Annotated in this window: 23 protein-coding genes; 8 read left to right on the plus strand and 15 right to left on the minus strand. The window is 65.2% G+C overall.

Going from position 1 to position 23,378, the window contains the following annotated elements; all coding sequences use genetic code 11:
• Positions 1-4: 4 nt before the first annotated feature.
• Complete coding sequence (locus tag G453_RS0120065) at positions 5-421, minus strand: MarR family winged helix-turn-helix transcriptional regulator (protein ID WP_027192469.1); 417 nt, start codon at positions 419-421, stop codon at positions 5-7.
• A 35-nt stretch (positions 422-456) separates the two neighbouring features.
• Positions 457-1,395: a cation diffusion facilitator family transporter gene (locus tag G453_RS25515; protein ID WP_051272673.1), complete on the minus strand. Its 939-nt coding sequence runs from the start codon at positions 1,393-1,395 to the stop codon at positions 457-459.
• A gap of 164 nt (positions 1,396-1,559) precedes the next feature.
• On the opposite strand from G453_RS25515, the gene tpx reads away from it, so the two are divergent.
• Positions 1,560-2,075, plus strand: coding sequence for a thiol peroxidase (tpx, locus tag G453_RS0120075; RefSeq protein ID WP_027192470.1), 516 nt, complete (start codon positions 1,560-1,562; stop codon positions 2,073-2,075).
• A 72-nt stretch (positions 2,076-2,147) separates the two neighbouring features.
• On the opposite strand, the gene G453_RS25520 is transcribed toward tpx, so the two are convergent.
• Positions 2,148-2,663: a C40 family peptidase gene (locus G453_RS25520; RefSeq protein ID WP_051272674.1), complete on the minus strand. Its 516-nt coding sequence runs from the start codon at positions 2,661-2,663 to the stop codon at positions 2,148-2,150.
• 149 nt (positions 2,664-2,812) lie between these two features.
• Between G453_RS25520 and G453_RS25525 the strand changes: the two genes are divergently transcribed.
• Positions 2,813-3,811, plus strand: coding sequence for a lytic murein transglycosylase (locus tag G453_RS25525; protein ID WP_051272675.1), 999 nt, complete (start codon positions 2,813-2,815; stop codon positions 3,809-3,811).
• Positions 3,812-4,188: 377 nt separating this feature from the next.
• Here the strand turns inward: G453_RS25525 and G453_RS0120090 are convergent, their stop codons facing one another.
• From G453_RS0120090 to G453_RS0120100, 3 genes are all read right to left on the minus strand, one after another.
• Entirely contained in the window at positions 4,189-5,325 is a 1,137-nt protein-coding gene (locus tag G453_RS0120090; protein ID WP_027192471.1) for a DUF3859 domain-containing protein, read from the minus strand.
• Complete coding sequence (locus tag G453_RS0120095; RefSeq protein ID WP_027192472.1) at positions 5,318-6,589, minus strand: MFS transporter; 1,272 nt, start codon at positions 6,587-6,589, stop codon at positions 5,318-5,320. The genes G453_RS0120090 and G453_RS0120095 overlap by 8 nt, the downstream gene beginning before the upstream one ends.
• Positions 6,590-6,764: 175 nt before the next feature.
• Positions 6,765-7,484, minus strand: coding sequence for a LexA family transcriptional regulator (locus G453_RS0120100; protein WP_051272676.1), 720 nt, complete (start codon positions 7,482-7,484; stop codon positions 6,765-6,767).
• Positions 7,485-7,923: 439 nt separating this feature from the next.
• On the opposite strand from G453_RS0120100, the gene G453_RS25530 reads away from it, so the two are divergent.
• Positions 7,924-8,748, plus strand: coding sequence for a M48 family metallopeptidase (locus G453_RS25530; protein WP_051272677.1), 825 nt, complete (start codon positions 7,924-7,926; stop codon positions 8,746-8,748).
• 486 nt (positions 8,749-9,234) lie between these two features.
• On the opposite strand, the gene G453_RS29210 is transcribed toward G453_RS25530, so the two are convergent.
• Positions 9,235-9,342 (minus strand): dual CXXC motif small (seleno)protein, encoded by a 108-nt coding sequence (locus tag G453_RS29210; RefSeq protein WP_407635558.1) that lies wholly within the window; start codon positions 9,340-9,342, stop codon positions 9,235-9,237.
• A gap of 95 nt (positions 9,343-9,437) precedes the next feature.
• Positions 9,438-10,418 (minus strand): HD-GYP domain-containing protein, encoded by a 981-nt coding sequence (locus G453_RS0120115; RefSeq protein ID WP_027192474.1) that lies wholly within the window; start codon positions 10,416-10,418, stop codon positions 9,438-9,440.
• A 172-nt stretch (positions 10,419-10,590) separates the two neighbouring features.
• On the opposite strand from G453_RS0120115, the gene G453_RS0120120 reads away from it, so the two are divergent.
• Positions 10,591-10,764, plus strand: coding sequence for a hypothetical protein (locus G453_RS0120120; protein ID WP_156921027.1), 174 nt, complete (start codon positions 10,591-10,593; stop codon positions 10,762-10,764).
• Between the two features lie 180 nt (positions 10,765-10,944).
• Positions 10,945-12,087, plus strand: a complete 1,143-nt coding sequence (gene proB / locus G453_RS0120125) for a glutamate 5-kinase (RefSeq protein ID WP_027192476.1) — start codon at positions 10,945-10,947, stop codon at positions 12,085-12,087.
• A gap of 79 nt (positions 12,088-12,166) precedes the next feature.
• Here proB and G453_RS0120130 read toward each other — a convergent pair whose 3' ends face one another.
• The 6 genes from G453_RS0120130 to G453_RS0120155 form a co-directional block, all read right to left on the minus strand.
• Positions 12,167-13,276: an HD domain-containing phosphohydrolase gene (locus G453_RS0120130; protein ID WP_043646513.1), complete on the minus strand. Its 1,110-nt coding sequence runs from the start codon at positions 13,274-13,276 to the stop codon at positions 12,167-12,169.
• A complete protein-coding gene (locus G453_RS0120135; protein WP_027192478.1) occupies positions 13,273-14,487 on the minus strand; it encodes a response regulator in 1,215 nt (404 codons plus the stop codon). The genes G453_RS0120130 and G453_RS0120135 overlap by 4 nt, the downstream gene beginning before the upstream one ends.
• Positions 14,484-16,040 (minus strand): ATP-binding protein, encoded by a 1,557-nt coding sequence (locus G453_RS26825; protein WP_051272678.1) that lies wholly within the window; start codon positions 16,038-16,040, stop codon positions 14,484-14,486. The genes G453_RS0120135 and G453_RS26825 overlap by 4 nt, the downstream gene beginning before the upstream one ends.
• Before the next feature lie 9 nt (positions 16,041-16,049).
• A complete protein-coding gene (locus G453_RS0120145) occupies positions 16,050-18,281 on the minus strand; it encodes a chemotaxis protein CheA (protein WP_027192479.1) in 2,232 nt (743 codons plus the stop codon).
• On the minus strand, positions 18,278-18,634 hold the full coding sequence (locus G453_RS0120150; protein ID WP_027192480.1) for an STAS domain-containing protein: 357 nt from the start codon (positions 18,632-18,634) through the stop codon (positions 18,278-18,280). The genes G453_RS0120145 and G453_RS0120150 overlap by 4 nt, the downstream gene beginning before the upstream one ends.
• Before the next feature lie 136 nt (positions 18,635-18,770).
• The gene (locus G453_RS0120155) at positions 18,771-19,163 is read right to left on the minus strand and encodes a response regulator (protein ID WP_169725377.1); all 393 of its coding nucleotides are present in this window, start codon (positions 19,161-19,163) and stop codon (positions 18,771-18,773) included.
• Positions 19,164-19,365: 202 nt separating this feature from the next.
• Between G453_RS0120155 and cooS the strand changes: the two genes are divergently transcribed.
• Genes cooS through G453_RS25545 form a run of 3 tightly spaced genes read left to right on the plus strand, consistent with a single transcriptional unit; the run spans position 19,366 to position 22,876 of the window.
• The gene (gene cooS / locus G453_RS25540; protein WP_084502611.1) at positions 19,366-21,333 is read left to right on the plus strand and encodes an anaerobic carbon-monoxide dehydrogenase catalytic subunit; all 1,968 of its coding nucleotides are present in this window, start codon (positions 19,366-19,368) and stop codon (positions 21,331-21,333) included.
• A 14-nt stretch (positions 21,334-21,347) separates the two neighbouring features.
• On the plus strand, positions 21,348-22,106 hold the full coding sequence (locus tag G453_RS0120165) for an ATP-binding protein (protein WP_027192482.1): 759 nt from the start codon (positions 21,348-21,350) through the stop codon (positions 22,104-22,106).
• A 38-nt stretch (positions 22,107-22,144) separates the two neighbouring features.
• Entirely contained in the window at positions 22,145-22,876 is a 732-nt protein-coding gene (locus tag G453_RS25545) for a Crp/Fnr family transcriptional regulator (protein WP_051272679.1), read from the plus strand.
• 183 nt (positions 22,877-23,059) lie between these two features.
• Here G453_RS25545 and G453_RS28640 read toward each other — a convergent pair.
• The coding region (locus G453_RS28640) for a hypothetical protein (RefSeq protein ID WP_205620087.1) at positions 23,060-23,378 on the minus strand (319 nt) is incomplete at its 5' end.

Here is a 23,378-nt window from a genome sequence, read left to right on the forward strand (position 1 = left end):
TCCGTCAGAAGGCCTGGGTCAGTTTGCGCAGGGTGGCGGCAAAGGCCGCTGCCTCCTCGTCTCCGAGGGCGGCGGCCAGTTCGCCGGTCAGGCCCAGGTGAAGGCGGTGGTGCTCCTCGAACAGGGTGCGGCCCCGGTCCGTAAGCTCCACCAACACCGAGCGCCGGTCGGATTCGTGGGGCACCCGGGCCACCAGGCCGCGTTTCTCCAGGCGGTCCACGGTGACCGTGAGGGTCCCGGTGGTCACGCCCATCCTGGCGGCCAGCTCCTTCATGCGCAAGGACGTGTGCTGGCCGAGGATCTCCAGGGTGTGCATCTGGGGAAGCGTGAGGGAGCTTCCCCGCACGACGGCGTGCTCCCAGGAGGAGAGTTTCTCGTAGAACTCGATGATCAGGGCGGAGAGGCCCTCTATGTCTGCCATCCGCCCTTAGTAGCCATTGCCGCAAGGCTTGGCAATCAGGTGTTCGACTCCATGGGGCAGGGGCAGGGATGGACTTCCACAGTGATGCGCTCCAGGCCATCGATTCCGGTCAGAAGGGATTTGTAGTGCTCGGGCGGACGGGGCGACTCATCCTCAATGACCAACTGCATGGCCATGCGGCGCGGCCCCACGCTCCATACGCTCATGCTGCGAACCGACACGCCCCGGCCCTCCACGCGTCCGCGAAGCTCCGCCAGCAGGGAGCGCTCCACGGTATGGTCCAGGAGCGTCTTGCCGGTCTCCTTCAAAAGGCCGTAGGCCCAGCGGCCCACAACCAGCGCACCGGCCAGGCCCATGACCGGGTCCAGCCAGACGTAGCCGTAATAGCGTCCGCCCAGAAGCGCCACGATGGCCAGCACCGAGGTCAGCGCGTCGGCGATGACGTGCAGGTAGGCGGCCTTAAGGTTGTGGTCGTGGGAGTGGGAGTGGTCCTCGTCGCGCAGGAACCACGCGCTGGCCACGTTGACCAGAAGGCCAAGCACCGCCACCACCGTAGCCTGGGTGAATTCGATGGCAACCGGAGAGACGAGGCGCAGGCAGGATTCAACAGCCATGAGGATGGCCACCAGCCCAAGGCCTATGGAGGAGCCGAACCCGGCCAGGGCGTTCACCTTGCCGGAACCGAACACGAAATCCGGGTTGTCGGCGTGGCGGCGGGCGAAGACGTAGGCGAACCAGGCCACGGCCATGGCCCCTGCATGGCTGGCCATGTGCCAGCCGTCGGCCAAAAGCGCCATGGAGCCGTAGGCCCAGCCCGCCAGGATCTCGGCGGCCATGGTGACGATGGTCAGCCAGAACACCAGGCGCGCTCCGCGTTCGCCGTGGGCGTGGCCGTGCTCATGGACGTGTGAATGCCCGTGGTCATGCCCGCAGCAGTCCGGGCCGTGTTTGTGGGCGTGGGTGTCGTGATGCATGAAATCCCCTATGCCTTGATGTTCAAGTAGCTTGGTGTTCAAAGTAATAAGGGGATTTAATTTGAATGTCAAACTTTCCGGGCGAGGGAAACTTACCGAAAGGGCATGACGAAAAGCCGCGAATGCGTTAAGGCATTCTCCAGCTTCCAAGAAAGGAGATCGCCATGAGCGAAAGAAAAGGAATCGTCACCGTATTCGGAAACGCCATGACCCTTCTGGGCAACGCCGTCACCGTGGGCCAGAAGGCTCCGGATTTCGTGGCCCTGGATAACGACCTGAATCCCAAAACCCCTGCCGACTACGCGGGCAAGGTGCTGATCATCGCGGCCGTGCCCTCCCTGGACACCCCGGTGTGCGACGTGGAGACGCGCCGCTTCAACTCCGAGGCCTCCAAGCTGGGCGAGAACGTCCACATCCTGACCATCAGCATGGACCTGCCCTTTGCCCAGAAGCGCTGGTGCGCGGCTGCGGGCATCGACCGCATCACCACCCTGTCCGACCATCGCGACGCGTCGTTCGGCATCAATTACGGCGTGCTCATCAAGGAGCTGAGGCTCCTGGCGCGCTCGGTGTTCGTGGTGGGCAAGGACGGCGCGGTGAAATACATGGAGATCGTCCCCGAGGCCACCAACGAGCCCAACTACGACGCGGCCCTCGCGGCGGCCAAGGCGCTCGTGTAAGGGGAAATTCTTACAAGAGACAGGTGCGGGCCTGGACGGATCGGCAGAACGCCCGGTTCGTCCGGGCTTTTGTTATTGCGGCGGCGCGGGTTTTATTATGCGGCGCGCGCCGATGTAGCTGCGCACCCAGTAGCGCTCGTAAAGGCTCTCCTCGCGCACTCGCGATCCTGGCGTGGGGCTGTGGATGAAGCGCCCGCCCCCTGAATACACGCCCACGTGCAGGCCCCAGCGCTTGCGGCTCACGTTGAAGAACACCAGGTCGCCGGAGATCAGCTCTTCCTTTTCCACGGGCACGCCCACGCGCAGCTGATCCTCAGTGCGCCGGGGCAGCTTGAACCCCTGGGTGGCGTAACACCACTGCACCAGCCCGGAGCAGTCGAACCCGCTTGAGGGGTTGTCTCCGCCGCTGCGGTAGGGAACGCCTATCTGCGAGCGGGCGGCCTGGGTGACGGAGGCCTTTTTCTGGGGCCTGTCCGGCACCACCGGCTCGGTGATGGCGCAGCCCGAAAGCATCAAAAGGGCCAGGAGTCCCAGGAGGTGCGGGGCGGCACGGCGGCGGCTTGGGCCATGGGAACTGGAGTGCTGCATACGCCTTCGATGATAGTGCCGGGGCGCTCCTGCGGCAAGGGGGAGCCCTGAAGAAAACCTGGGCCGGGGCATGCCCTGCAACCCCATGATAATCCTGCCCGAAAAACCCGTCTGGACAGGTTGGAAAGGCTGGGCCATAGTGCCCCCGCATGAGAGCACGACACATCATCATCGCAGCCGTGCTGGCAGCTGGCCTGGCGCTGGTCTGGGACGGCGAGCGCAGCACCACCCGGGGTGCCGCCTCCGAGGCGGCCGTCCGCAAGACGTCGCAGACCGGCCAGAATATCGGGCCGGATGGTTCGCGGACCATGGACCCCGTGTGGCAGCCCGTGGCCGAACGCCTGGTCCGGGAAGGCATCCCGCGCGACGCCGTCGATTCCTACTTCAGCGACCCCTCGGTCACTTTCGATGCGTCCATCATGGCCCACAAAGTGGACCGCATCGTGCGCAAGCGCTTCGATCCCCAGCCGGCCCCCACCAAGCGCACCCTTCAGCAGAGCAGCTACGGCCACTACCTGAAGCCGTGGGTGCTGGCCTGGGCGGGCGATTACGCCAGGGCCAACCAGGCCGCGCTGCAGAAAGCCGAGGCCGCCTACGGAGTCCCGCAGGACGTGATCGTGGCGCTTCTTCTGGTGGAGACCAAGCTCGGCACGTTCCTGGGCAAGGATGAGGCCTTCCAGGTGCTGGCCAGCATGGCGGCCAGCGACTCCCTGGCCTCCATCCGCCCGTACCTGACCACCGTGGGGCAGAACGCGGACCGCGCCGCCTACGCCGACGTAAGCGCCAAGGACCGCGCCGAATGGGCCTACCAGGAGCTGAAGGCCCTCATCCTGCACGCCAGGGCCTCGGGCAAGAACCCCCTGCTGATCCCCGGTTCCATCTACGGGGCCATCGGCATCTGCCAGTTCATGCCCACCAACGCCCTGCGTTTCGGCGTGGACGGGGACGGCGACAAGGAAGTGGACCTGTTCGGTCCGCAGGACGCCATACCAAGCATCGCCAACTATTTGGTGGGACATGGCTGGAAACCGGCCATGAACTATGATCAGCAGCGCACCGTGATCTACGCCTACAACCACTCGGATCTGTATTCGCTGGCCGTGATGACCGTGGCCGAGAAGCTCCGCCAGGGGCGCACCGGTCGCTGATTCGTCTCTGCGCCGCTGTTTTGAAATAAAAGAGATACTTGCAAAATTCGCAGGAGGTGAACGCCTCCGGCGGCCAAAGGGCTGCGCCCTTTGGAATCCGAAATTATCCCATGCTGTTATCGACTCGCCCTTTTGTTTGTGTAACGGCTGGCGAGGAATTTTGCATGAGTCTCACATGACTCTGTGTTTCAATAATAAAACCACTGGTTTTCTTGTCGTCTTGATTGGGGGGAGCAGCTCGCGGGGGATCCAGTCGCCGGGCCGCACCGTTCGTGTGGCGTTCTCAAGATGCGTTCAAACATTTTACAAGCCCAAACCAAGAGAACAATTATTTTTGTTTGCGAATAAACATGTTCATGTTTTTCGCAAACGCGAGATTAGCGGCACTGCAACCCTTTCTCCAGGTCCGCCGCACTCATGGGGACGATGACGATCTCCCCCACGGTGGGCGTCAGCTCCTCCTTGGCGCGCCGGGCTTCTTCCGGGGTGTCGCGCCATCCGGCCACCAGGCTCCAGCGTTTCTTCCCGCCCCGATCTTCCGCGCGCACGCAAGCCTTCACCCCGCTTTTCTTGAGAAACGCCGCCACCCACAGGGCGCGGGCTTCTTCCGAGTAGACTCCGGCCACCAGAACCTGCACGCGTTTCCCGGAAGAGCCCGGCAAATCCGTGGAGCTGCCCTGGCCCTGGCTTTGCCCCTGGACGTCGGCCAGCGGCTTGACCGGTCGATCCTTCTGCGGTGGCGCGACGGTTTTGTTCGATTCCGGCTGCTTCTGGGGCGCAGGAGGGCTGGCATCCTGCCTTTGGGCTGCGGGCTTTTGCGTGTCCGGCTTTGCAGTGTCCTGCCTGGATGCTTCGGGCTTGCCCGTCTCCGGTTTCGCCGATTCCGGTTTGAGCGCCTCGGTCTTTGCCGTATTCGACTTGGACGACTCGGGCTTCTGCGCTTCGGACTGTTTGCCTGTGGACGCCTTGGCATCGCCGGACTTGGGCAACGGAGCGGGGGGGGCCGTTTGTGATTTTGCCGGTGTGGTGTCGGACGCTTTTTTGTCCTGGCGCGTATCAACCGGCTTGGACGACGCCTGGGCCTGAGACTGCGGGTCCGGCTGCACCACCATGAAGCTGGCCGTGGCCAGCACCGCGTCTTCATACGAGACGGTCATGGTCCACAGGCCCGGCTCCACTTCCCAGTCGTAAGCGAATTCCCAGGCGCTCATGACCGGGATGCCGATGCGCGCGGCCACCAGCCAGCGCATGGGCGGGCTGTCTGCCGGGTCGTCTGGCCGCTTGAGGCGGGCTTCCAGCACCACCGGCCCGCCCTGCGGGGTCCCTTCAGGAACCAGCTCCATGCCGAAGCGGATCCCCGGCCTGCCTTCGATGCCGATCTGGTCGCCGCCAGCCGGGGCGCCCTTGTCCATCTCGCCGATGGACACGACCCTGGCGCCGGTCACGCCCGCCCAGGCAGGATGCGCCGTCAGCGCGAGCAGGCACAAAGCAATGGCCACAATGAATCTATGCATGGGCTTCTCCGGTTCGCACGCGCATCAATAGCGCAAGCCCTACAATAAAGAAGAGCACCAGAGCCAGGACGGCGGGCCGGGCCGAGCCGGTGGTCTGGCGCACCACCGCGAACACCAGCGGGCCGAGCACGGCGGATAGTTTTGTGAGCACGGAAAAGAAACCGAAAAATACTGCTGGTGCGCCGGGCGGAACCAGCTGGCTGAACAGCGAGCGTGACAAGGCCTGCGATCCCCCCAGCACCAGCCCGACGCCCACGCCCAGCGCGAAATATTCCTGCGCAGTCTTGATGCTGAACCCATACACCGCAATGCCTATCCACCCCACAAGGGAGAGCATGAGCGCCGGTTTCGTGCCGAAGCGTCCGGCCAGCCGGGCGAACAGGACCGCCCCGACCAGGGCCACGGCCTGGATGCCCAGAAGCGTCAGCACCAGCACGCCCTCGGACAGGCCGATCTCCTGCTGGCCGTAGATGGTGGCCATGCTGATGACCGTCTGCACGCCGTCGTTGTAAAACAGATAGGCAATCAGGAACTGGAACAGATTGGGCCGGGCCATGACCATGCGAAGCGCGGCCCAGGCGCCACGGAATCCGTCGGCGGCCATGCGGGGCCAGGACGGGCGCGTGAGGTCCGTGCCTGCCGGTTCCGGCAGGCCCCTGAAGGTTATCAGCGCGAATCCCAGCCACCATGCCCCGGCCAGGGCCATGCCCAGCCGGACGGCCTGGCCCTTGTCCAGGCCGAGAAAGCCGTGCCCCTCCACCAGAGCAAGGGCCAGGGCCAGCTGCAACCCGCCGCCCGCGTACCCGAAGGCGTAGCCCAGGCTGGAGACGCGGTCGCGCTGGTCCGGCGGGGCGATGTCCGGCAGGAAGGCGTCGTAGAAGGTGTTGCCTGCGTTGAAGGCGGTGTGGGCGCAGATGAAAAGCCCCAGCGTGAGCGCAATGTCGCCAGGGCCGCACAGGCCCGTAAGCATGGCGGCGACGCTGCCCGTCACGCAGGAGAGTATAAGGAAGCGTCTGCGCAGCCCGCCCCGGTCGGCCACGGAGCCCAGCACCGGGGCCATGACGAAGACCAGCGCGGCGGCGAGGCTGACGGCGTAGCCCCAGAGGCTCACCGCCGGGATCGAGGTCTGGCCCAGGCGCAGTCCGTCCGGCGCGACCACAGCCGCGAAATAGGCAGGCAACAGGGCCGTGGCCACCGTGGTGACGTAGGCGGAGTTGGCGAAATCGTACATGGCCCATGCGTATACGGGCCTGGAGCGGTCCATGTGCGGCCCATTACGCGTTTCGCGGGTCCAGGGCAAATGAACAGGGTGTTACGAAGGGGGGGCGCGGCGGGCGTCCTTCTGGGACACGTGACTGGAATAGTCAAAAAAAGGGCCGGGACCAGACGATGCGTCTGATCCCGGCCCGAAGAAATGTGCACGGAGCCGTGATGAAGGGCTAGAAAACCTCGCGTGCCATCCAGATCACCCTGCCCAGCACGCGCACGCTCGCGCCCTCGTCCATGGTGACCTCAAGCGCCGGGTAGAACTGGCGGTTGTCGCTCACCAGCACCAGCTGGCCGGGCTTCTTGTCCAGGCGCTTGACCACGATCTCCTCGTCGATGCCCACGGCGTAGATCTTTCCCGTGTAGATTTCGGTCTGGGACAGGTCGATCAGCACCACGTCCTCGTCGCGAAGAGTGGGTTCCATGGAGTCGCCCGAGACGCGCATCAGGCGCATCTGGCTGATCTGGCCCTTGCGGCGCAGCCAGGCGTGGCGGAAGGCGTAGTAGGAGTCGATGGCCTCGTCCACCACCAGGCTGCCGCCCCCGGCGGACAGGCGGGCGCGAACCTTGGGGACGTACGAAAATTCGTCCGGGTGCGAGCCGGGCACCGTATGGTCGCGCGAGGACTGCGTGGCGTCCTGCCCCGCGATGTACATGGGGCCCATGCCCGATTCCAGCCACTGGGGATTCAGGCCGTACTTGCGGCACAGGTACAGATACCAGTCCGCCGGGATGTGCGAGCGCTTCTTGGCGTCCGTGACGGCCTGTCGGCCTATCCCCAGGACTCTGGCCAGCTCGGACTGAGAGCGGATGCCCGTGGCGCTCATGATCCGCGACAGGACAGACTCTGCGGTGAAACCCTTGACCGGCGACTGGGGGATGGCTCGCTTCATTGTGAGGACCGCCTTGTTGTTTTTTGGAATATGGCTGCAAAGGTCCATTCCGTCAAGCGGGGCTGTTCTCGGTAAACGGGTGCGTACAGAATTGTCTTTCAGGCAAAGGCTCGTGTGCGATACCGCGCATCCAAAAGTACTGGGGACTATGGCATCCGCTCTTGCGCGCGCCTATGGGCGAACATCAAGTCCACCATGACATGCATAGAGTCGTCGCGATTGCAAAATAGGCTTGATTGGTTAAATCTCGCTGGTGCGGTATGGAATATTTGTTCACAGGGGGCGGCGGGCATTCACGGCGCGTCGGGCTCAGCCGGGAATGCAACCCGTCCGGCCCGCGCGCCACCGGCCCCTTGACCCAATACGCCCATCGCTTATCTGTGGATTGCACCACGGTACGCCCTTCGTGCATGACAAGGGCCGCCACGAGAGGTTCTGCATGATACGCCGAAACCTGCCCGCCATCTTGATAGCCGCCGCCGTGATTCTGGCCGCAGCCTGTTCCACCGTCCCCTACACCGGGCGCAGCCAGATGAATTTTCTGGGCCAGAAGGAAGAGCTGGCGCTCGGCCAGCAGGCCGCGCGACAGGTGATGCAGACGGAAAAAATCTCGCGCGATCCCGTGATGAACGCCGCAGTCAACCGGGTGGGGCGAAACATCGCCGCCGTGGCCAACATGCCCGGAGCCCGCTGGGAATTCCACGTGATCGACAAGGCCGAACCCAACGCCTTCTGTCTGCCGGGCGGCATCATCTTCGTCTATTCGGGGATATTCAAGTACGCCCGCAACGATGACCAGCTGGCCGCCGTGATCGGGCATGAGGTGGCCCACGCCCTGGCCCGGCACGGGGCCGAGCGCATGAGCCAGCAGATGGCCGTGGCCCTGCCCGGCGTGGCCGTGGCCACGGTGCTGGACATGCAGTCGCCGGTGATGGGGCAGGCCTTCGCCCGCGTGTACGGCATCGGCGCGCAGGTGGGGTATGCCTTGCCGCACAGCCGCTCTCAGGAACTGGAGGCCGACCGCATCGGGCTCATCCTCATGGCAAAGGCCGGGTACGACCCCGAGGCCGCGGTCAGCTTCTGGCAGAACATGAGCCGGGCGGGGGGAGCGAAACTTCCGGCGTTTTTATCAACGCATCCGGTGGGACAGGCGCGCATCCAGGCCATCATCAGGGCGCTGCCCGAGGCGCGGAGCTACGCGCCCGGCAAGCGCGAACAGTTCATCCCGCCCGACGACGATCCGCCGCCGGGCGTTCGGGGCTGATGGCTGGAGGAGCGACGGGTGGCGGGCTGTGAGTTGGGGGATGTTCCGTTCGCGGCCTGGGCGGCGGGCTCGAACCGATTTGAAGACGATTCGTCGCCCGCCGCCCAGGCCGCGTCCGTTACACCCCCAACCCCCAGCCCGCCTGCGTTCAGCCTCACAGCTTGAGACTTACAATTCGAACCATGCAACTCGAGCCACACACTTCAAGGCTAACAACTTGAGCCTCACAAATTGAGCCGTATGGCGCGAGCCTCACAATTCAGGCTTCAGACTTTAAGCCCGACACGCTGACTTTGAGCCTCAAAACGCGAGTTCCGGCCTCAAGCATCAAAACTGCGACCGCAAGCGTCCAAGAAAGCTTTGAGCACTCGAAGCGACAGCCTGCCGCGCTGGGATGCGAAGCCCACTGAAAGTTTTTGAGAGGAGGTCCCGGAGGAGAACTTTTTTCAAAAAGTTCTCCTCTGGGCCGCCGGAGGCATTCTTATCTTACAGGCGATCCATGGGGATGCTGGCGTAGAACGCCTCCCAGTCGTCGTCGAGCATGTCTGTGAATTGATTCAGGGGAAAAAAGCGGCCGCAGGACCTGCACCGCACGCCTGCCTGCGTTCAGAGGCGCGCCGGGGCGACGCGTCCACCGCAGGCGGGGCACTCCGGCGATTTGGGCCGGGGCCCGAAAGACTGGAAAAACATCAGACTATCTCCGCTCCTGAGAGCACCATCACGAACCGTTTGAACAACTCGGTGTCGAAGGATCCTTTCATGTCGCGCATGACGCGCAGGGCCTCGAAAGGCGACACCGCCGACGCATAGGGCCTGGCCGTGGTCAGGGCCGCGAAGACGTCTACCAGCCCGACCGCCATGGCCGCCAGCGGAATTTCGCCGCTCCCCACGCCGCCGGGGTAGCCGGAGCCGTCGGCGCGCTCGTGGTGGAACAGGATGCACTGCATGGCCGTCAGCGAGAGGTTGAGCCCCGAGCAGAGCGCCACGCCCCTGGCCGGGTGGGTGCGCACGATAAGCGTCTCCTCGGCGGTGAGCGGTCCGGGCTTTTCGAGGATGGCGGCGTCGATGCCGAGCTTGCCCAGGTCGTGCAGCACGGCCCCCACGCCGATCTGCACCATCTCGTCCTCGGGCAGGGAGTAGGTGTTCATGAGGGTGGTGGCGAAGACGAACACCTGGAGGCTGTGGTCGTAGGTCTTGAAGTCGTGGGCCATGAGCGAGGCCAGCTGCTTGAGCGATTCGCCCCGCGCCAGGAAGGCCAGGGTTTTCTCCACGAAGGCGGCGATGCGCGCGAACTGCGCCCGCTTGAGGAGCTTGGCCGGGAGTTTCTTGCCGTAGAGTTCGCGCACCATGGACCGGGCGGCGGTATGGAAAATTCTGGCGCGGGCTTCTATCGGCACGCGGTCGTTCAGCAGATATTGGGCGAGGTTGTGCTCCAGGTAGCGGTCGAAGCGTTCTCGGTCGCTTGTTTGCACGAAGACTTCGGTGACGCCGTTCTCATGCAGCCTGGCGAGGTGCTCGCGGGTGTAGACCTCGTTTTCAGACGCGTAGAGCACCAGCCGTCCCGCCTGGCGGATGAACACCTTGAACCGTCCGAAGGCTTTGGGGAAGAGCATCAGGGGCGACACGGCGAAATAGCCGGGCTCCCTGGGGTTTTGCTGCTTTGCGGACATGATGCGTCTCCCGTGCTGCTTGAGTTCTCGTCAGGCGAAGTCCTGGTAGTCAAATGCCGCGAAAAAGGCTAGAATGGCAAGCGGTGTCAGCAATAATCAGGCCTGACCCGCAACGGGGAAAAAAATGCTGGATGGCTGGGGTTCCACAGGCATCCCTGACGACAATTCCGGGATGCCGATCATACTGAAGGTCCGCAGTCTGGTGGCCCAGGATCTGGCGCTGGCCGAGGGCAGCTCCATGCGCGGCTTCGCCGCGCGCCAGGCGGATCTGGGTTTCAGACAGTCGACGATGCTGCGCCGTCCCCCGGAAGTGGACATCGGGGCGCTGGTGGACCTGGGCTCCTGAAAAGACCCCGCAGCAGCCTGTTGAAAAAATCCTGCCGGCTGCGTCGCACGGGAAAAGCCGACCCCCCGCGTTTGCCGAATACACCTCGGGCTTGACTCTTTACGCGCCTTGCCAGCGTTTTTTTATTACAGGCTGCAAGAATCAACTATCTCCAAGAATCAACTTTCTCAACGGACTGCCATGGAAGACTGGAAAATCAAGAAGACAGAGGTCCTGGATAAGGCCAAACGTATAGTCGTCAAGGTCGGCAGCGCGGTTTTGACCACCGGCAGCGGCCTGGATCAGAACGTGGTGAAGAGCCTCGCCAAGGACATCGCCGCGCTCGTCAAGCAGGGCCGCGAAGTCCTGCTGGTCACCAGCGGGGCCGTGGCTGCCGGGCGCGCCGTGATCCGCCAGAACGACCTGGACGGCCTGCCCGACCGGCAGGCGGCCTCGGCCATCGGGCAGAGCCGCCTGATGCACGCCTACGACCAGGCCTTCGGCGACTACGGCATCGTCACCGCGCAGCTGCTGCTCACCCGCGACGACCTGGAAGGGCGCGAGCGCTACCTGAACGTGCGCAACACCCTGCGCACGCTGCTCAGCTGGCATTGCCTGCCCGTGGTCAACGAGAACGACACCGTGGCCGTGCAGGAGCTGGTCTACGGCGACAACGACTGCCTCTCCTCGCTGCTGGTTGGCGTGGTGGGTGCGGACCTGTTCGTGAACCTGACCTCGGCCAAGGGCGTGTACACCGAAAATCCTGAAGAAAACCCCGGCGCGTCCTGCCACCCCTGCCTGGAAGGCATCGGCAGCCTGGATCTGGAGACCATGTGCCGGGGGAAGACCGTGAGCGGCACCGGCGGCATGCACTCCAAGCTGCTGGCGGCCCGGCGCGCGGCCCAGCTGGGCGTGCCCACGCTCATCGTGTCCGGGCGCGAACACGACCGCATGAGCCGCGTGTTCGCCGGGGAGGACCTGGGCACCTGGGTTCCCGCCGACGCCCGCGCCATCTCGCGCCGCAAGTTCTGGCTGGCCTACACCTCGGAGCCCAAGGGCGAGCTGTGGATCGACACCGGCGCGGCCCAGGCGCTTCGCCAGGGCGGCAAGAGCCTGCTGCCTGCGGGCATCGTGCGCGTTGAGGGAGAATTCGAGAAGGGCGCGATCGTGCGGATTCTTGACTTCCAGGGCCAGACCGTAGGGGTTGGCCTGGCCAACTACGACTGCGCCGAGATGAAGAAGATCATGGGCCTGAAATCCGCCAAGATCGAGCAGGTACTGGGCCAGGCTCCGTACCCCGAGGCCGTGCACCGCGACAACATGGTGCTGGACGCGGCGCTGTAGACCTCGCGTACTGTCACAACAAATCAAGGCGGACGTCCATCTGGGCGTCCGCCTTTTAAATTTCCGCGCGCAAGTCGCGTTATTCCTCCAGCGGCACCAGCACCCGGAAGGGCTGTACCACCTTCTGGGCCTTGGCCACGTTGTGCAGGCGCATCAGGCTGTAGCTGTTGACCTCAAGCCCCTTGGCCAGGAGCATCGCCCCGGCCTCGCTCATGAGGTCCTCGCCCAGGATCATGCCTTCCTTCAGTTCCACCAGCCGGATGTCCCTGGGCCGCACACCCGTGTCCGCCAGGACGTAGCGCTCGAAAATATCCAGCATGTGGATGTCGTAGACGCCCTCGGCCTGTTTCATCTTGCCGATGGCGTCCAGCTTGTTGCCCAGGCACCCCTCCAGGTTGTCGAATGCCAGGCAGATTTTCAGGATGCGCGCCCCGCGCGGCTGGTCGGGGTGGTCGGCCAGGGAGTCCTCCTGGTGCACGATCATCTCGCGCACGTCCTCCAGGCGCGGGATGCTGGAGAGCAGCTGCGCGCCCACCGTGGGGTGCATGTTGTAGATCTGGGACTCCTCCGGGGTGAGTCCGCCAGCGCAGCGGTTCTTGCTGACGATGTCCTCGGGGATGAAGATGCAGCCGATCTGGGAGAGCATGGCCGCCAGCTCGAATTTCCAGGGGTCCTTCACCTTCAGCCGGGCGACCATGTTCTTGACGTGGCGCTTGATGCGCTCCGAGCGGCCGAAAGCTTCAGGGTTCACCTGCCCGAGAATCTCCGTGAGCACCTTGATGCAGCCTTGCAGCGTGCCGCGCAGGAGCTCCTTTTCCGCAGTGACCAGCCGGTACTGCTCCAGGGCGGCGTCCAGGCTCTTGACCAGCGTGTCCTGGGAGCATGGCTTGGTCAGGAAGCGGAAGAGGTGCCCCTCGTTGACCCCGGCGATGGCAGATTCCATGTCGGCATGGCCCGTGAGCATGATCTTTACGGTCAGGGGGCTGGCCTCTTCCACCTTGGCCAGGAACGCGAACCCGTCCATGCCGGGCATGCGCAGGTCCGCCACCACCACCGCGAAGTTTCCCTGGCGCACCAGGGCCAGGGCTTCGACGGGATCGCTCTGGATTTCCACGTCGAAGCGGTGGCTCAGGTTTCGCCTGAGCATCTCCAGAACCCTGGCGTCGTCGTCAACGAACAGTATCTTCATGCGCCGTCTCCGCTTTCCAATGCCTCGAGGCATGCCTGCCTCCAGGTTTCGAGCCTGCCGGACAGCCCCGTCTGTTCCAGGTGGGCCAGGTCCATCTTGTGGGGGGCGTAGGAGGGGTTGATGACCACGAACTCGTGCTCGAACACGTTGGCCGCGTGAACCGCCGTGACCGTGGACATGGCGGTCAGGCCCAGGGCCGAGGGGATGTGGTGGAAGGCCACGGCCTCAAGGACGGCGTCGGAGATGCCCCACAGGCCCAGCAGGTAAGCCCCGACCTGGGCGTGCCCCACGCCAAGCTGGCTGCTCTCCGTTTCGAAAATGGGGAGGTTGTCGCGCCGGGAGCTCGCCACCAGGGTCCGGTACTGGTCAGGGAGCTTGTCGGCCAGGACGAATTTCCCCAGGTCGTGCAGCATCCCGGCGATGAAGCAGTCGTCCTGGGCTTCGGGGCTCAGGCCTTCCAGCAGGGCGATGCGCCGAGCCAGCTTGCCCGTGTTCAGGCTGTGCTCCCAGAGTTTGGGGAAGGAAAAGTCGGGGATCCTCCTGGTGTCGAACACCGAAAACAGCTGCACGCCCAGGACCAGCCCCCTGATGGTCTTGAATCCCAGCAGGGTGACGGCCTGATCCAGCCCGCGAACGCGGATGCGCGGGCCGAAAAACGAGGAGTTCACCAGCTTGAGGATGTCTGCGGTCAAGGCCACGTCCTTGGCGATCACGGCGGTGACCGCCTCCATGGGGGCGTTCTCGTCCTCCAGCATCCGGGTGAGCCGGGCGTAGACGTCGGGCAGGGCGGGCAGGGCGTCAATCTGTCCGATGATGCGGCGCATGTGCTCGGAGAGGATCATGTCGCGCAGGCGGCAGCCCCGCTCGATCACCTGGGCCAGCTGCTGGGCGGACACGGGTTTGGTGAAAAACTGGTGCGATTCCGGAATGGTGCGCATGATGTGGTGCAGGTCCGAGTCGCCCGAGAGCACCAGGCGAATCATCCAGGGATAGTGCTTGCGCACGGTGCGCAGGAGCCGCCGCCCGTCCATGCCCGGCATGCGCATGTCGGCCACGATGACGTCGTGGTGCTGTTCGGCCAGCAGTTCCAAGGCGGCGTCGCCGGACGTCACGAAATTCATGTCCCAGGACTCCCGCCTGTTCCAGAGCATGCGCTTGAGGGCAGTCAGCAGTTGGGGATCGTCGTCCACGAACAGGATGCGCTTTTTCATGGCTCGATCTCCTCTCCGGCCGGGAACCGCAGGGTGAAGGTGGTCCCCACGCCCGGAACGGTTTCGAATTCGACCGTGCCGTTGTGCCGGGCAAGCACCGAATGGACGATGGCCAGGCCCTGCCCCGTGCCCTTTCCGACCTCCTTGGTGGTGAAGAAGGGGTCGAAGATGCGGGTGCGGATGTCCTCCGGGATGCCGCCGCCGGTGTCCGAGACCGACACGGCCACGGTGCGGCCCTCGGTGGATGTGCGAACGGACAACACGCCGCGCTGGTTTTGGCCGCGGTACTTTTCGCTCATGGCGTGTGCGGCGTTGACCACCACGTTCAGCACCGCCTGGTTGAAATCGCCGGGAACGCAGAAGATCATGGGCCTGGACGGGTCCAGTTCCAGGGAGAGGTCGGCGTTGTATTTCCATTCGTTGCGGGTGATGGTCAGGATGGATTCCACGGCCTTGTTCACATCCACCAGATGCTTGGCCGTAAGGTCCGGGTGGGAGAAGCGCTTCATGGCCCCCACGATGTTGGCCACGCGGTCCACGCCGTCCAGGGAGTCGTCGATGGAGCCGGGCACTTCCGCCAGCAGGTCCTTCAACTCGTCCAATTCTTCGGGAGTTGGTAGAAGTTCCCGGCAGGCGTCAGGGACGGTGGCGTCCCTGGAGAGCAGGTTCGCGGCGTGGTTGTAGCGCACGAGCACGTCGTGGATGCGCGCGAAGGCGTCCTTCAGGAAGCTCAGGTTGCCGCTGACGTACTGGATGGGGGTGTTGATCTCGTGGGCGATGCCCGAGGCCAGCTGGCCGATGGATTCGAGCTTCTGGGCCTGGAGCAGCTGGCTTTCCAGGATCTTGTGCTGGGTGACGTCCTCCATGATGACCAGCACGGGCGGCGGGCTCACCGCGTGCAGCGGCATGGAGCGGCAGAGTATCTTGAGGAAGCCCACCTTGCCGTCCGGGCGGGCGTAACGGAAATCGTTCAGGCGGCTGACGTTCCCCTCTTCGCGGCTCGCGTCGATCGCCTGGTCCAGCGCCTGGGCGTCCCAGCCAAGAGGCAGGCAGGACAGGTGCACGCCCTGGGCTTCCCTGCTGCTTATATTGAAGGCCGCTTCCGCCTGGGAGTTCCAGTTGGTCACCTTGCCTTCGGAGTCCAGGCTGATCAGGATGAGGGCCGCAGCCGCCAGCAGTCCCTGGGATTCTCGGAAAGAGTCCTTCAGGCGCCGCAGGGCGACGCGCGAGGCGGTGATGTCCGACAGGCACAGATGGACGTGCCTGCGGTCTTCAATCATGAGGGCGCTTGCCCGGACCTCGACCAGCCGGATTCCCCCGGTGGTGTTGAGAAACGAGTTGAACCGCTCCCTGGGCGCGACGAAACGCCGCGTGAGCAGCGCGCACCGGTGTTCGTGCGCCGGGCAGACGCACTGCGTGAAGAAGTCGCCCTGGCTGAGGGCGAGCATCTCCCGCGCCCGGTCGTTGATCCGGACGACGCAAAGGTCCGTCGCGTTGATGACCAGCATGGGCAGCGGCGCGGCGTGAAAGAGGCGTTCGAAGAAGTCATCCATAGGAAGGACTCACAGGGTGCATGTTGTGTCGCATTGGCGTTGGACGCTGGCCACCAGTTGCGAAACGTCGAGGATCAGGGCCATGGAGCCGTCCCCGTTGATGGTGGCTCCTGAAAAACCTTCCACACGCCCGATGAACCGCCCCAACCCCTTGATGACGGTCTGCTGCTGGCCGATCACTTCGTCCACCGCCAGGCCGGTGCGCCCGCCGTCGTGGCAGGTGATGACCACCTGCTCCAGCTTGGGAGGCTCGCCGGCCAGATGGAAGGTTTCGCGCAGCCGGATGTAAGGGATTATCTCGCCCCGCACGTTCAGGGTGCGGTTTCTGCATCCTCCATGGCCGGGAAGGCCGTTGTTCGCGCAGAGTTCCACGCATTCCTCCACCATGGACAGGGGAATGATGTAGAACTCTCCGGCGGCGCGGACCAGCAGGCCGTCGATGATGGCCAGGGTGAGCGGCAGGGAGATGGTGATGGCCGTTCCACGCCCAGGCTGGCTGTCTATCTCGATTGCGCCGCGCAGATTCTGGATGGCCCGCTTGACCACGTCCATGCCTACGCCCCGGCCTGATACGCTGGTGACGGTCTCTGCCGTGGAAAAGCCGGGCGAGAAGATGAGTTGATAGGTGTCCTGGTCAGTCAGGCTGCACTCCGGCGCGATGAGCCCGCGTTGCGCAGCCTTGGTCCGGATGCGCTCCGGGTCCAGGCCGCGCCCGTCGTCCTCGATGCGGATGAGCACCGAACCTCCGGCCTGTCTGGCGCTCAGGCGGATTGCGCCGCGAGGGGGCTTGCCTGCCGCCATGCGCTCCTGGGGGAGCTCGATGCCGTGGTCGATGGAGTTTCGCAGCAGGTGCACCAGGGGGTCGCCCAACTGCTCGATGACCGTCTTGTCCAGCTCGGTTTCGCCGCCCTCGGCCATCAGCTCGATCTGTTTGCCGAGCTCGGAGGAGAGGTCGCGCACCAGCCTCCTGAACCGGCTGAACGTGGTGCCGATGGGCAGCATGCGGATGCTCAGGGTGTTGTCGCGCAATTCCCCGACAAGGCGCTCGACCTCTTCGGAAACTTCTGCGAGGCCGCCGTGGGCAAGCTCCGAGGCGATCTGCGTCAGACGGGCCTGGGCGATCACCAGCTCGCCCACAAGGTTCACCAGATTGTCCAGCTTGGCGGCCTCCACCCGCAGGCTTTGGCCCGGTTCCGTGGCTTTGGGCCTGTCCTGGCGCGTAGCGGCCCCTGTGGGATCAGTCGAGGCGGGGGCGGCCTGTCCGGACTGGGGAGCTCTCGGCGAGGGCAGGGGGGCGGATTCGACCCGGCCCGGTTCAGGCGCCGCCAAGTCCTCCTGCGGCGGTTCCGGGGACGGGGGTTCAGACTGTGATTCGGCGGGAGCTGCTTCAGGGGTCTCCCGGGCGGCCTGGTCGTTGGTTTCGTCCTCAGCGCGTTCGTGCGCGGCCGGGGCGTCAGCTGAAGCCTGCACGCCAGTGCCGGCAGCGGCCCGGTCCGAGGACGGGCCAAGCTCCTCCACCACTGCGTCGGCGGGGTTGTCCAGAAAAAGGAACACGTCGCGCACCTCGTCCGGGCCGTGGCGGGTCTCCAGCAGTATTTCCCATCGCAGATGGCAGTCGGACGGGTCCAGGTCTTCCAGGGCGGGCACGCCGCCAAGGTCCAGGGCGATCCGGGCCTGCCCCAGCTGGCGAAGCCCGGCCAACAGCTCGGCAGGGTCCATTTTTGCCAGATGGCCGGGGTCGGTGGGGGCGAAAAGAATCCGCAGGCTCTTCATGGGGCCGCTGGGCTGCTCATTTTCCGGGGTGTCTGGCGGAGTGTCTGGCCCTGCCCCGGCCCGGACAGGGGAGTCCGTTGCCGGTTCGTCCCGGTCGGCCAGGGCGCGCATGGCCGCCAGCAGTGCTTCGTCCGGCCCGGGCTCCTGGGCCGTGTCCGCCAGCGGCTCCAGCCAGTCCTTCACGGCGAAGGTCACGTCCACGAGCGGTCCGGCCACGTGCGCGTGGCCTGTACGCGCCTTATCCCACAAGGACTCCACCTCGTGGAGCAGGGCCATGGCGTCGTGGAAGCCCGCCATGTCGCACGCGCCCTTGATGGTGTGCAGCGCGCGGAAAATCCGGTTCAGCGCCTCGGGGTCCGGGGCTGCGCCCGTATCGGCGTCCAGGTCCAGGAGCGCCGCGTCCAGCTCGGCCAGCAGTTCGCGCAGCTCTTCCTGGAAGAGGTCGGCGTTGTGAAAGGGGGCGGTCATGGGCGGGGTGTTCCGGGCTGCGCGGGGAAGGCGTCGAAGCCGAATCTCCCGGCTGTCTCGCTGCCGAAGCCGAGGGTTTCAAGGCTTTGGGCCGCATCCGGCGCAAGTCCCGTGATCCGCAGGCTTCTGCCTTGGGCCGCGAAGGAGCGGTGCGCCGCGCACACGAACTGGGCGAAGGCCGCGCCGACGCCCCAGGCGCGGCTTACGTCAAGGGTCGCGTTCCGGTCGGCCTCCAGTACGGCCAGCAGGGTGGGCTTGAATTCGGCCAGGGCGTGGTGGTCAAGCTCGCCCTCCATTTCTAGGCGCAGGGCGTTTCCGATGAAACCGGTGGGGGTGTCTTCGTCGGACTTCATGGATTCCCTTCAGGATGGTCAAGGTGAGTTTCGCCAGGGCCCACGCCGACGCCGGTTGCACACGTCAATCTGATATCCCGTCTGGTCCCGTTTACACCGTGCTCCGCAAAAGGACAACAATGGGGGCAATAAACGGCTAGAGCGCCGGAGTTGAATGTGGAGGGAGGTGCAGGCGGACCCGCTCCAGGATTTCCTGACGGGAAAAGGGCTTCATGATGAAATCCGCCGCGCCCAGCGCCATGGCGCGGGCTTTTTCAGCGTTTCCCGACAGCCCGGAAATGATAATGACAGGCGTGTCTTGCGTGGCGGAGGCCTGCTTCAGGCTGCGGCACACGCTGTAGCCGTCCTCTCCGGGCATGAGGATGTCCAGCAGGATAAGATCCGGTTGACGCCTGATGGCAAGCTCGCGGGCTTCGGGACCGCTCCCTGCGGTCAGGACGCCGAATCCGGCTTCGTCCAGTATCCAGGAAAGGATAGTGAGGTTCACGCTTTCGTCATCGACCACAAGAATGAGGGGTACGTCTTTCATCTGCATGCGTCTCCGAACGATTCACACGGCGGAATCATTATCCTTTTGCCCAGGAATAACAAGGCAGGCCTCTCGTGAGCACAGGCTGTCCGAAAATACCCTCCCTTTGCTGTCGGCATGCCGACAGACACGATCCTTCCGCCCGGCTAGGAGGGGATGGTCATCGCCCTTTGGGGCGCAACCTACGAAATCGGGGGGACGCATGGCCAGGGAAGCCAAACGTGAGATCGCTCAGCTGTCGGAATGGGACGACGCCAGGATCATGCTGGAAAAGGCCGCCGCCGACGGCGTGGAGACCGCCTGGGACAGGCTGGAGAAACAGAAGAACCACTGCACCTTCTGCGAACAGGGCCTGACCTGCCAGAAGTGCGTCATGGGGCCGTGCCGTATCGTGGCCGAGGGCGCGAAGAAAAAGGACGGCGTTTGCGGCGCGGACGCGGACCTCACCGTGGCCCGCAACTTCGGGCGCTTCATCGCGGCTGGCGCGGCCTCGCACTCCGACCACGGGCGCGACCTGCTGGAAGTGCTGGCCGAGGTGGGCGCGGGCACCGCCCCGGACTATGAGGTGCGAGACGAAGCCAAGCTTCGGCGCATCTGCGGCGAGCTGGGCCTGGAGACGGACGGCCTGGATGCTCCCGCCGTGGCCGCGAAGCTGGCCGACCGCCTGTACAGCGACTACGGCTTCCGGCGCGAGGCCCTGTCCTTCTGCGTGCGCGCCCCCAAGGCCCGGCTGGACCTTTGGCACGCCCTGGGCGTCACCCCGCGCGGCATCGACCGCGAACCCGTGGAGATGCTCCACCGCACCCACATGGGCGTGGACTGCGACCCGGCCTCCATCTGCCTGCACGCGGCACGCACCGCCCTGGCTGATGGCTGGGGCGGCTCCATGATCGGCACCGAACTCTCGGACATCCTGTTCGGCACTCCCAAACCTGTGCGTTCCACGGCCAACCTGGGGGTGCTCAAGGCCGATCAGGTGAACATCCTGGTGCACGGCCACAGCCCGGTTGTGTCCGAGATGATCCTGGCGGCGGCGCGCTCGCCGGAGATGCTGGCAAAGGCCCGCGAGGCCGGAGCGACCGGAATCAACGTGGCTGGGCTGTGCTGCACGGGCAACGAGTTGCTCATGCGCCAGGGAGTGCCCATGGCCGGAAACCACCTCATGACCGAGCTGTCCCTGGTCACCGGGGCCGTGGAAATGGTGGTGGCGGACTACCAGTGCATCATGCCGAGCCTGACCACCGTGGCCGCCTGCTACCACACCCAGTTCGTGAGCACCTCGGACAAGGCCAAATTCCCCGGCGGCCTGCACGTGCCCTTCCATCCGTCCACGGCCAAAAAGCAGGCCATGGACGTGGTGGGGATGGCCGTTGAAGCCTTCACCCGGCGCGACCAGACCCGCGTGCACATCCCGGTGGAACCCGTGGAGATCATGACCGGCTTCTCCAACGAGGCCATACTCGAGGCCCTGGGCGGCACCCTGGACCCCCTGCTTGACGCCGTGAAATCCGGCGCGGTGCGCGGTCTGGCGGGCATCGTCGGCTGCAACAACCCCAAGCTCAAGCACGACCACGTGCACGTGAACCTGGCCAGGGAACTCATCAAGCGCGACGTGCTGGTGGTGGTCACCGGCTGCGCCACCGTGGCCATGGGCAAGGCGGGCCTTTTGATGCCGGACGCGGCGGACATGGCCGGGCCGGGCCTTTCCAAGGTCTGTCGGGCACTTAACATCCCGCCGGTGCTGCATGTGGGCAGCTGCGTGGACAACTCGCGCATCCTGCAGCTGGCGGCCCTGGTGGCCAACGCCCTGGGCGTGGACATCTCCCAGCTGCCCGTGGTGGCCAGCGCGCCGGAGTGGTACGCGGAAAAGGCCGCCGCCATCGGCCTGTACGCCGTGGCCAGCGGCATCCAGACCCACCTGGGCCTGCCCCCCAACATTCTGGGCAGCACGGTGGTCACGGAGCTTGCCACCAAGGGCATGACCGACCTGTTCGGGGCCTGCTTCGTTGTCGAATCAGACCCGTTCAAGGCCGCCGAACTCCTGGACGCGCACATCGCCTCCAGGCGCATCGGCCTGGGGCTTTACGAGCCCGAGCCGTCCCCGGCGGAAGATCTGTTCGAAGCGGTGCCCCCAGCCTCCGGGAGCGTGGAGACGGGGCTTACCGCGTGAGGTCGCACGCGGGCCTGAAGCTGGCGGTTGCAGGCAAGGGCGGGGTCGGAAAGACCTCGCTCACCGCCTGGCTGGGCGACCATCTGGCCAGCCGTGGGTATGACGTCTGGCTGGTGGACGCGGACACGTCCTTGTCCCTGGGGGCGGCCTGCGGGCTCGCTCCCGAGGACGTCCCCCAGGCGCTGGCCGCGCGGGAGGATCTTGTGCGCAGCCGCATCGGGTCCGGGCTCATGTCGCTGACTCCCCTGGTGGACGACCTGCCGGGGGAGCTCAGCGTGCGCCTGCCGCGCCCGCCGGGGTACGGCGAGCGCCGCCTGCTGGTGATGGGCGCGGTGGACGCGGCGCGAGGAGGGTGCGCCTGCGCGGCCAACGCCTTGCTCAAGGCCGTGCTCTCGCATATGGTTCTAGGCTGCCGGGAGGTCGTTCTGGTGGACCTGGAGGCTGGCGTGGAACACCTGGGGCGCGGCACCGTGGAGCACGTGGACGGGCTGGTGGTGGTTTCGGAGCCGAGCCTGCGCTCGCTGCGCACCGCTGCCGAGGTTGGCAGGCTGGCCGAAGGCCTGGGTCTTTCGCGCCGGGTCCTGGCCCTGAACCGCTGTGCCGTGCGTCCCGAGCTTCCGGACCTGCCGGGCCTGCCTTTGCTGGCCGCCGTGATCCCCCCGCTTGCGGGGTTGTGCGAGCGCCAGCTCGCGGACGGCTCGGTGCTGGGCCTGGATGAGGCTCCGGGGATCGCGTTCGCGTGCGGTGCCATCCTGGACGCGCTCTCACCCTGAGCCGGCACAGCCGCGCAACAACAACCCGGAAGGGCTCCATGAAGGTTTCATCCGTCGATCTGCTGGAAGAACTGGACAAGCCCCGCTACAAGCCGCTGCGCGACGTCCTCCGGCTGCGCCGGTACACGCGCAAGGCAGTGGTCTTCGAGCCGCTGTCCGAGGAGGACCTGGTCTTCATCGTGAAGAGCGGGCGGGTGCGCGTGTATCTGTCCTATGAGGACAAAGAGTTCTGCCTGGCGGTGCTGGGTCCGGGGGACGTGTACAGCACGCACACCCGGGCCTTCGTGCAGGCCGTGGAGGACGTGGAGCTCCTGGTGGCCCCCTCGGACGTGTTCCGCCGCCGCATGGAGGAGTTTCCGGGCCTGTACACCACCATGATCCGGGTGCTCGGGTCGCTTCTGGGCCGGGCGCTGACCATCATCGACAGCCTGGCCTTCAAGAAGGTGGGCAAACGCCTCCTGGAGATGCTGGCCGAGGAGGCCGGGCGGGGGCGTGAAATGCCTGAAGGCGGCGTGCTGCTGGAGTGGAACCTGACCACGGAGCAACTGGCTGCAGTGCTCGGGACCACGCGCCAGACCATGTCCTCGCTCATGAACAGCCTGTCGCGGGAAGGCATGCTGGAGCTTCGGGGCAAGGGGAGCGTGTACATCCCTGATCCGGCAAGGCTGGCCCATCCGCCCGAGGCCTGGAGCAACATCCGGCACTGTCCGCCAGGCCGCGCCAGCGCTGGGATGCGCAAGGGAGAGAAGGCGGGATCCGAAGAAAAGTAGTCGGTTTTTGGAAATAGTCGTTGACCTTTGCCCGTCATGTCTCTAAAAGCCCCCTTCTGCCTGCGGGGACGCGAGTTGCTGCGGGCGGGGACGGAAAGCTCTTTTACAACTGATCTTGGAGACGAGGCGGCACTCTGGTGGGTGCTCCGGGTGTTCGCGCTGCGATGCGGCGGGGACGAAAAGTCAGCGACGATGAAAAAAGTTGTTGACGGAAACGGGGCGCGCACGTAGAAGTCCCCTCCCGCTGACGAAGCGTTGCTTCGACGGCGGGAAAAGTTGACGGACTTCGAAAGAAGTTGTTGACACGGGAGCCGCCTGGAAGTAGAAAGCTCCTCCGCTGACGAAGAGGCCCTGAGGGCCGCGACGGCAGCGGGAAGAAAAGTCGGCGAGAGTGAAAATAATCGTTGACGGCGCCGCGGGGCGGGAGTAGTTAACTCCTCCGCCGCACGAAAGGCGCGGAACAAGGTCTTTGACAATTAAATAGCGAGTCGGGTGAATAAGA

The sequence above is a fragment of the Fundidesulfovibrio putealis DSM 16056 genome, assembly GCF_000429325.1.
Taxonomy (GTDB): Bacteria; Desulfobacterota; Desulfovibrionia; order Desulfovibrionales; family Desulfovibrionaceae; genus Fundidesulfovibrio; species Fundidesulfovibrio putealis.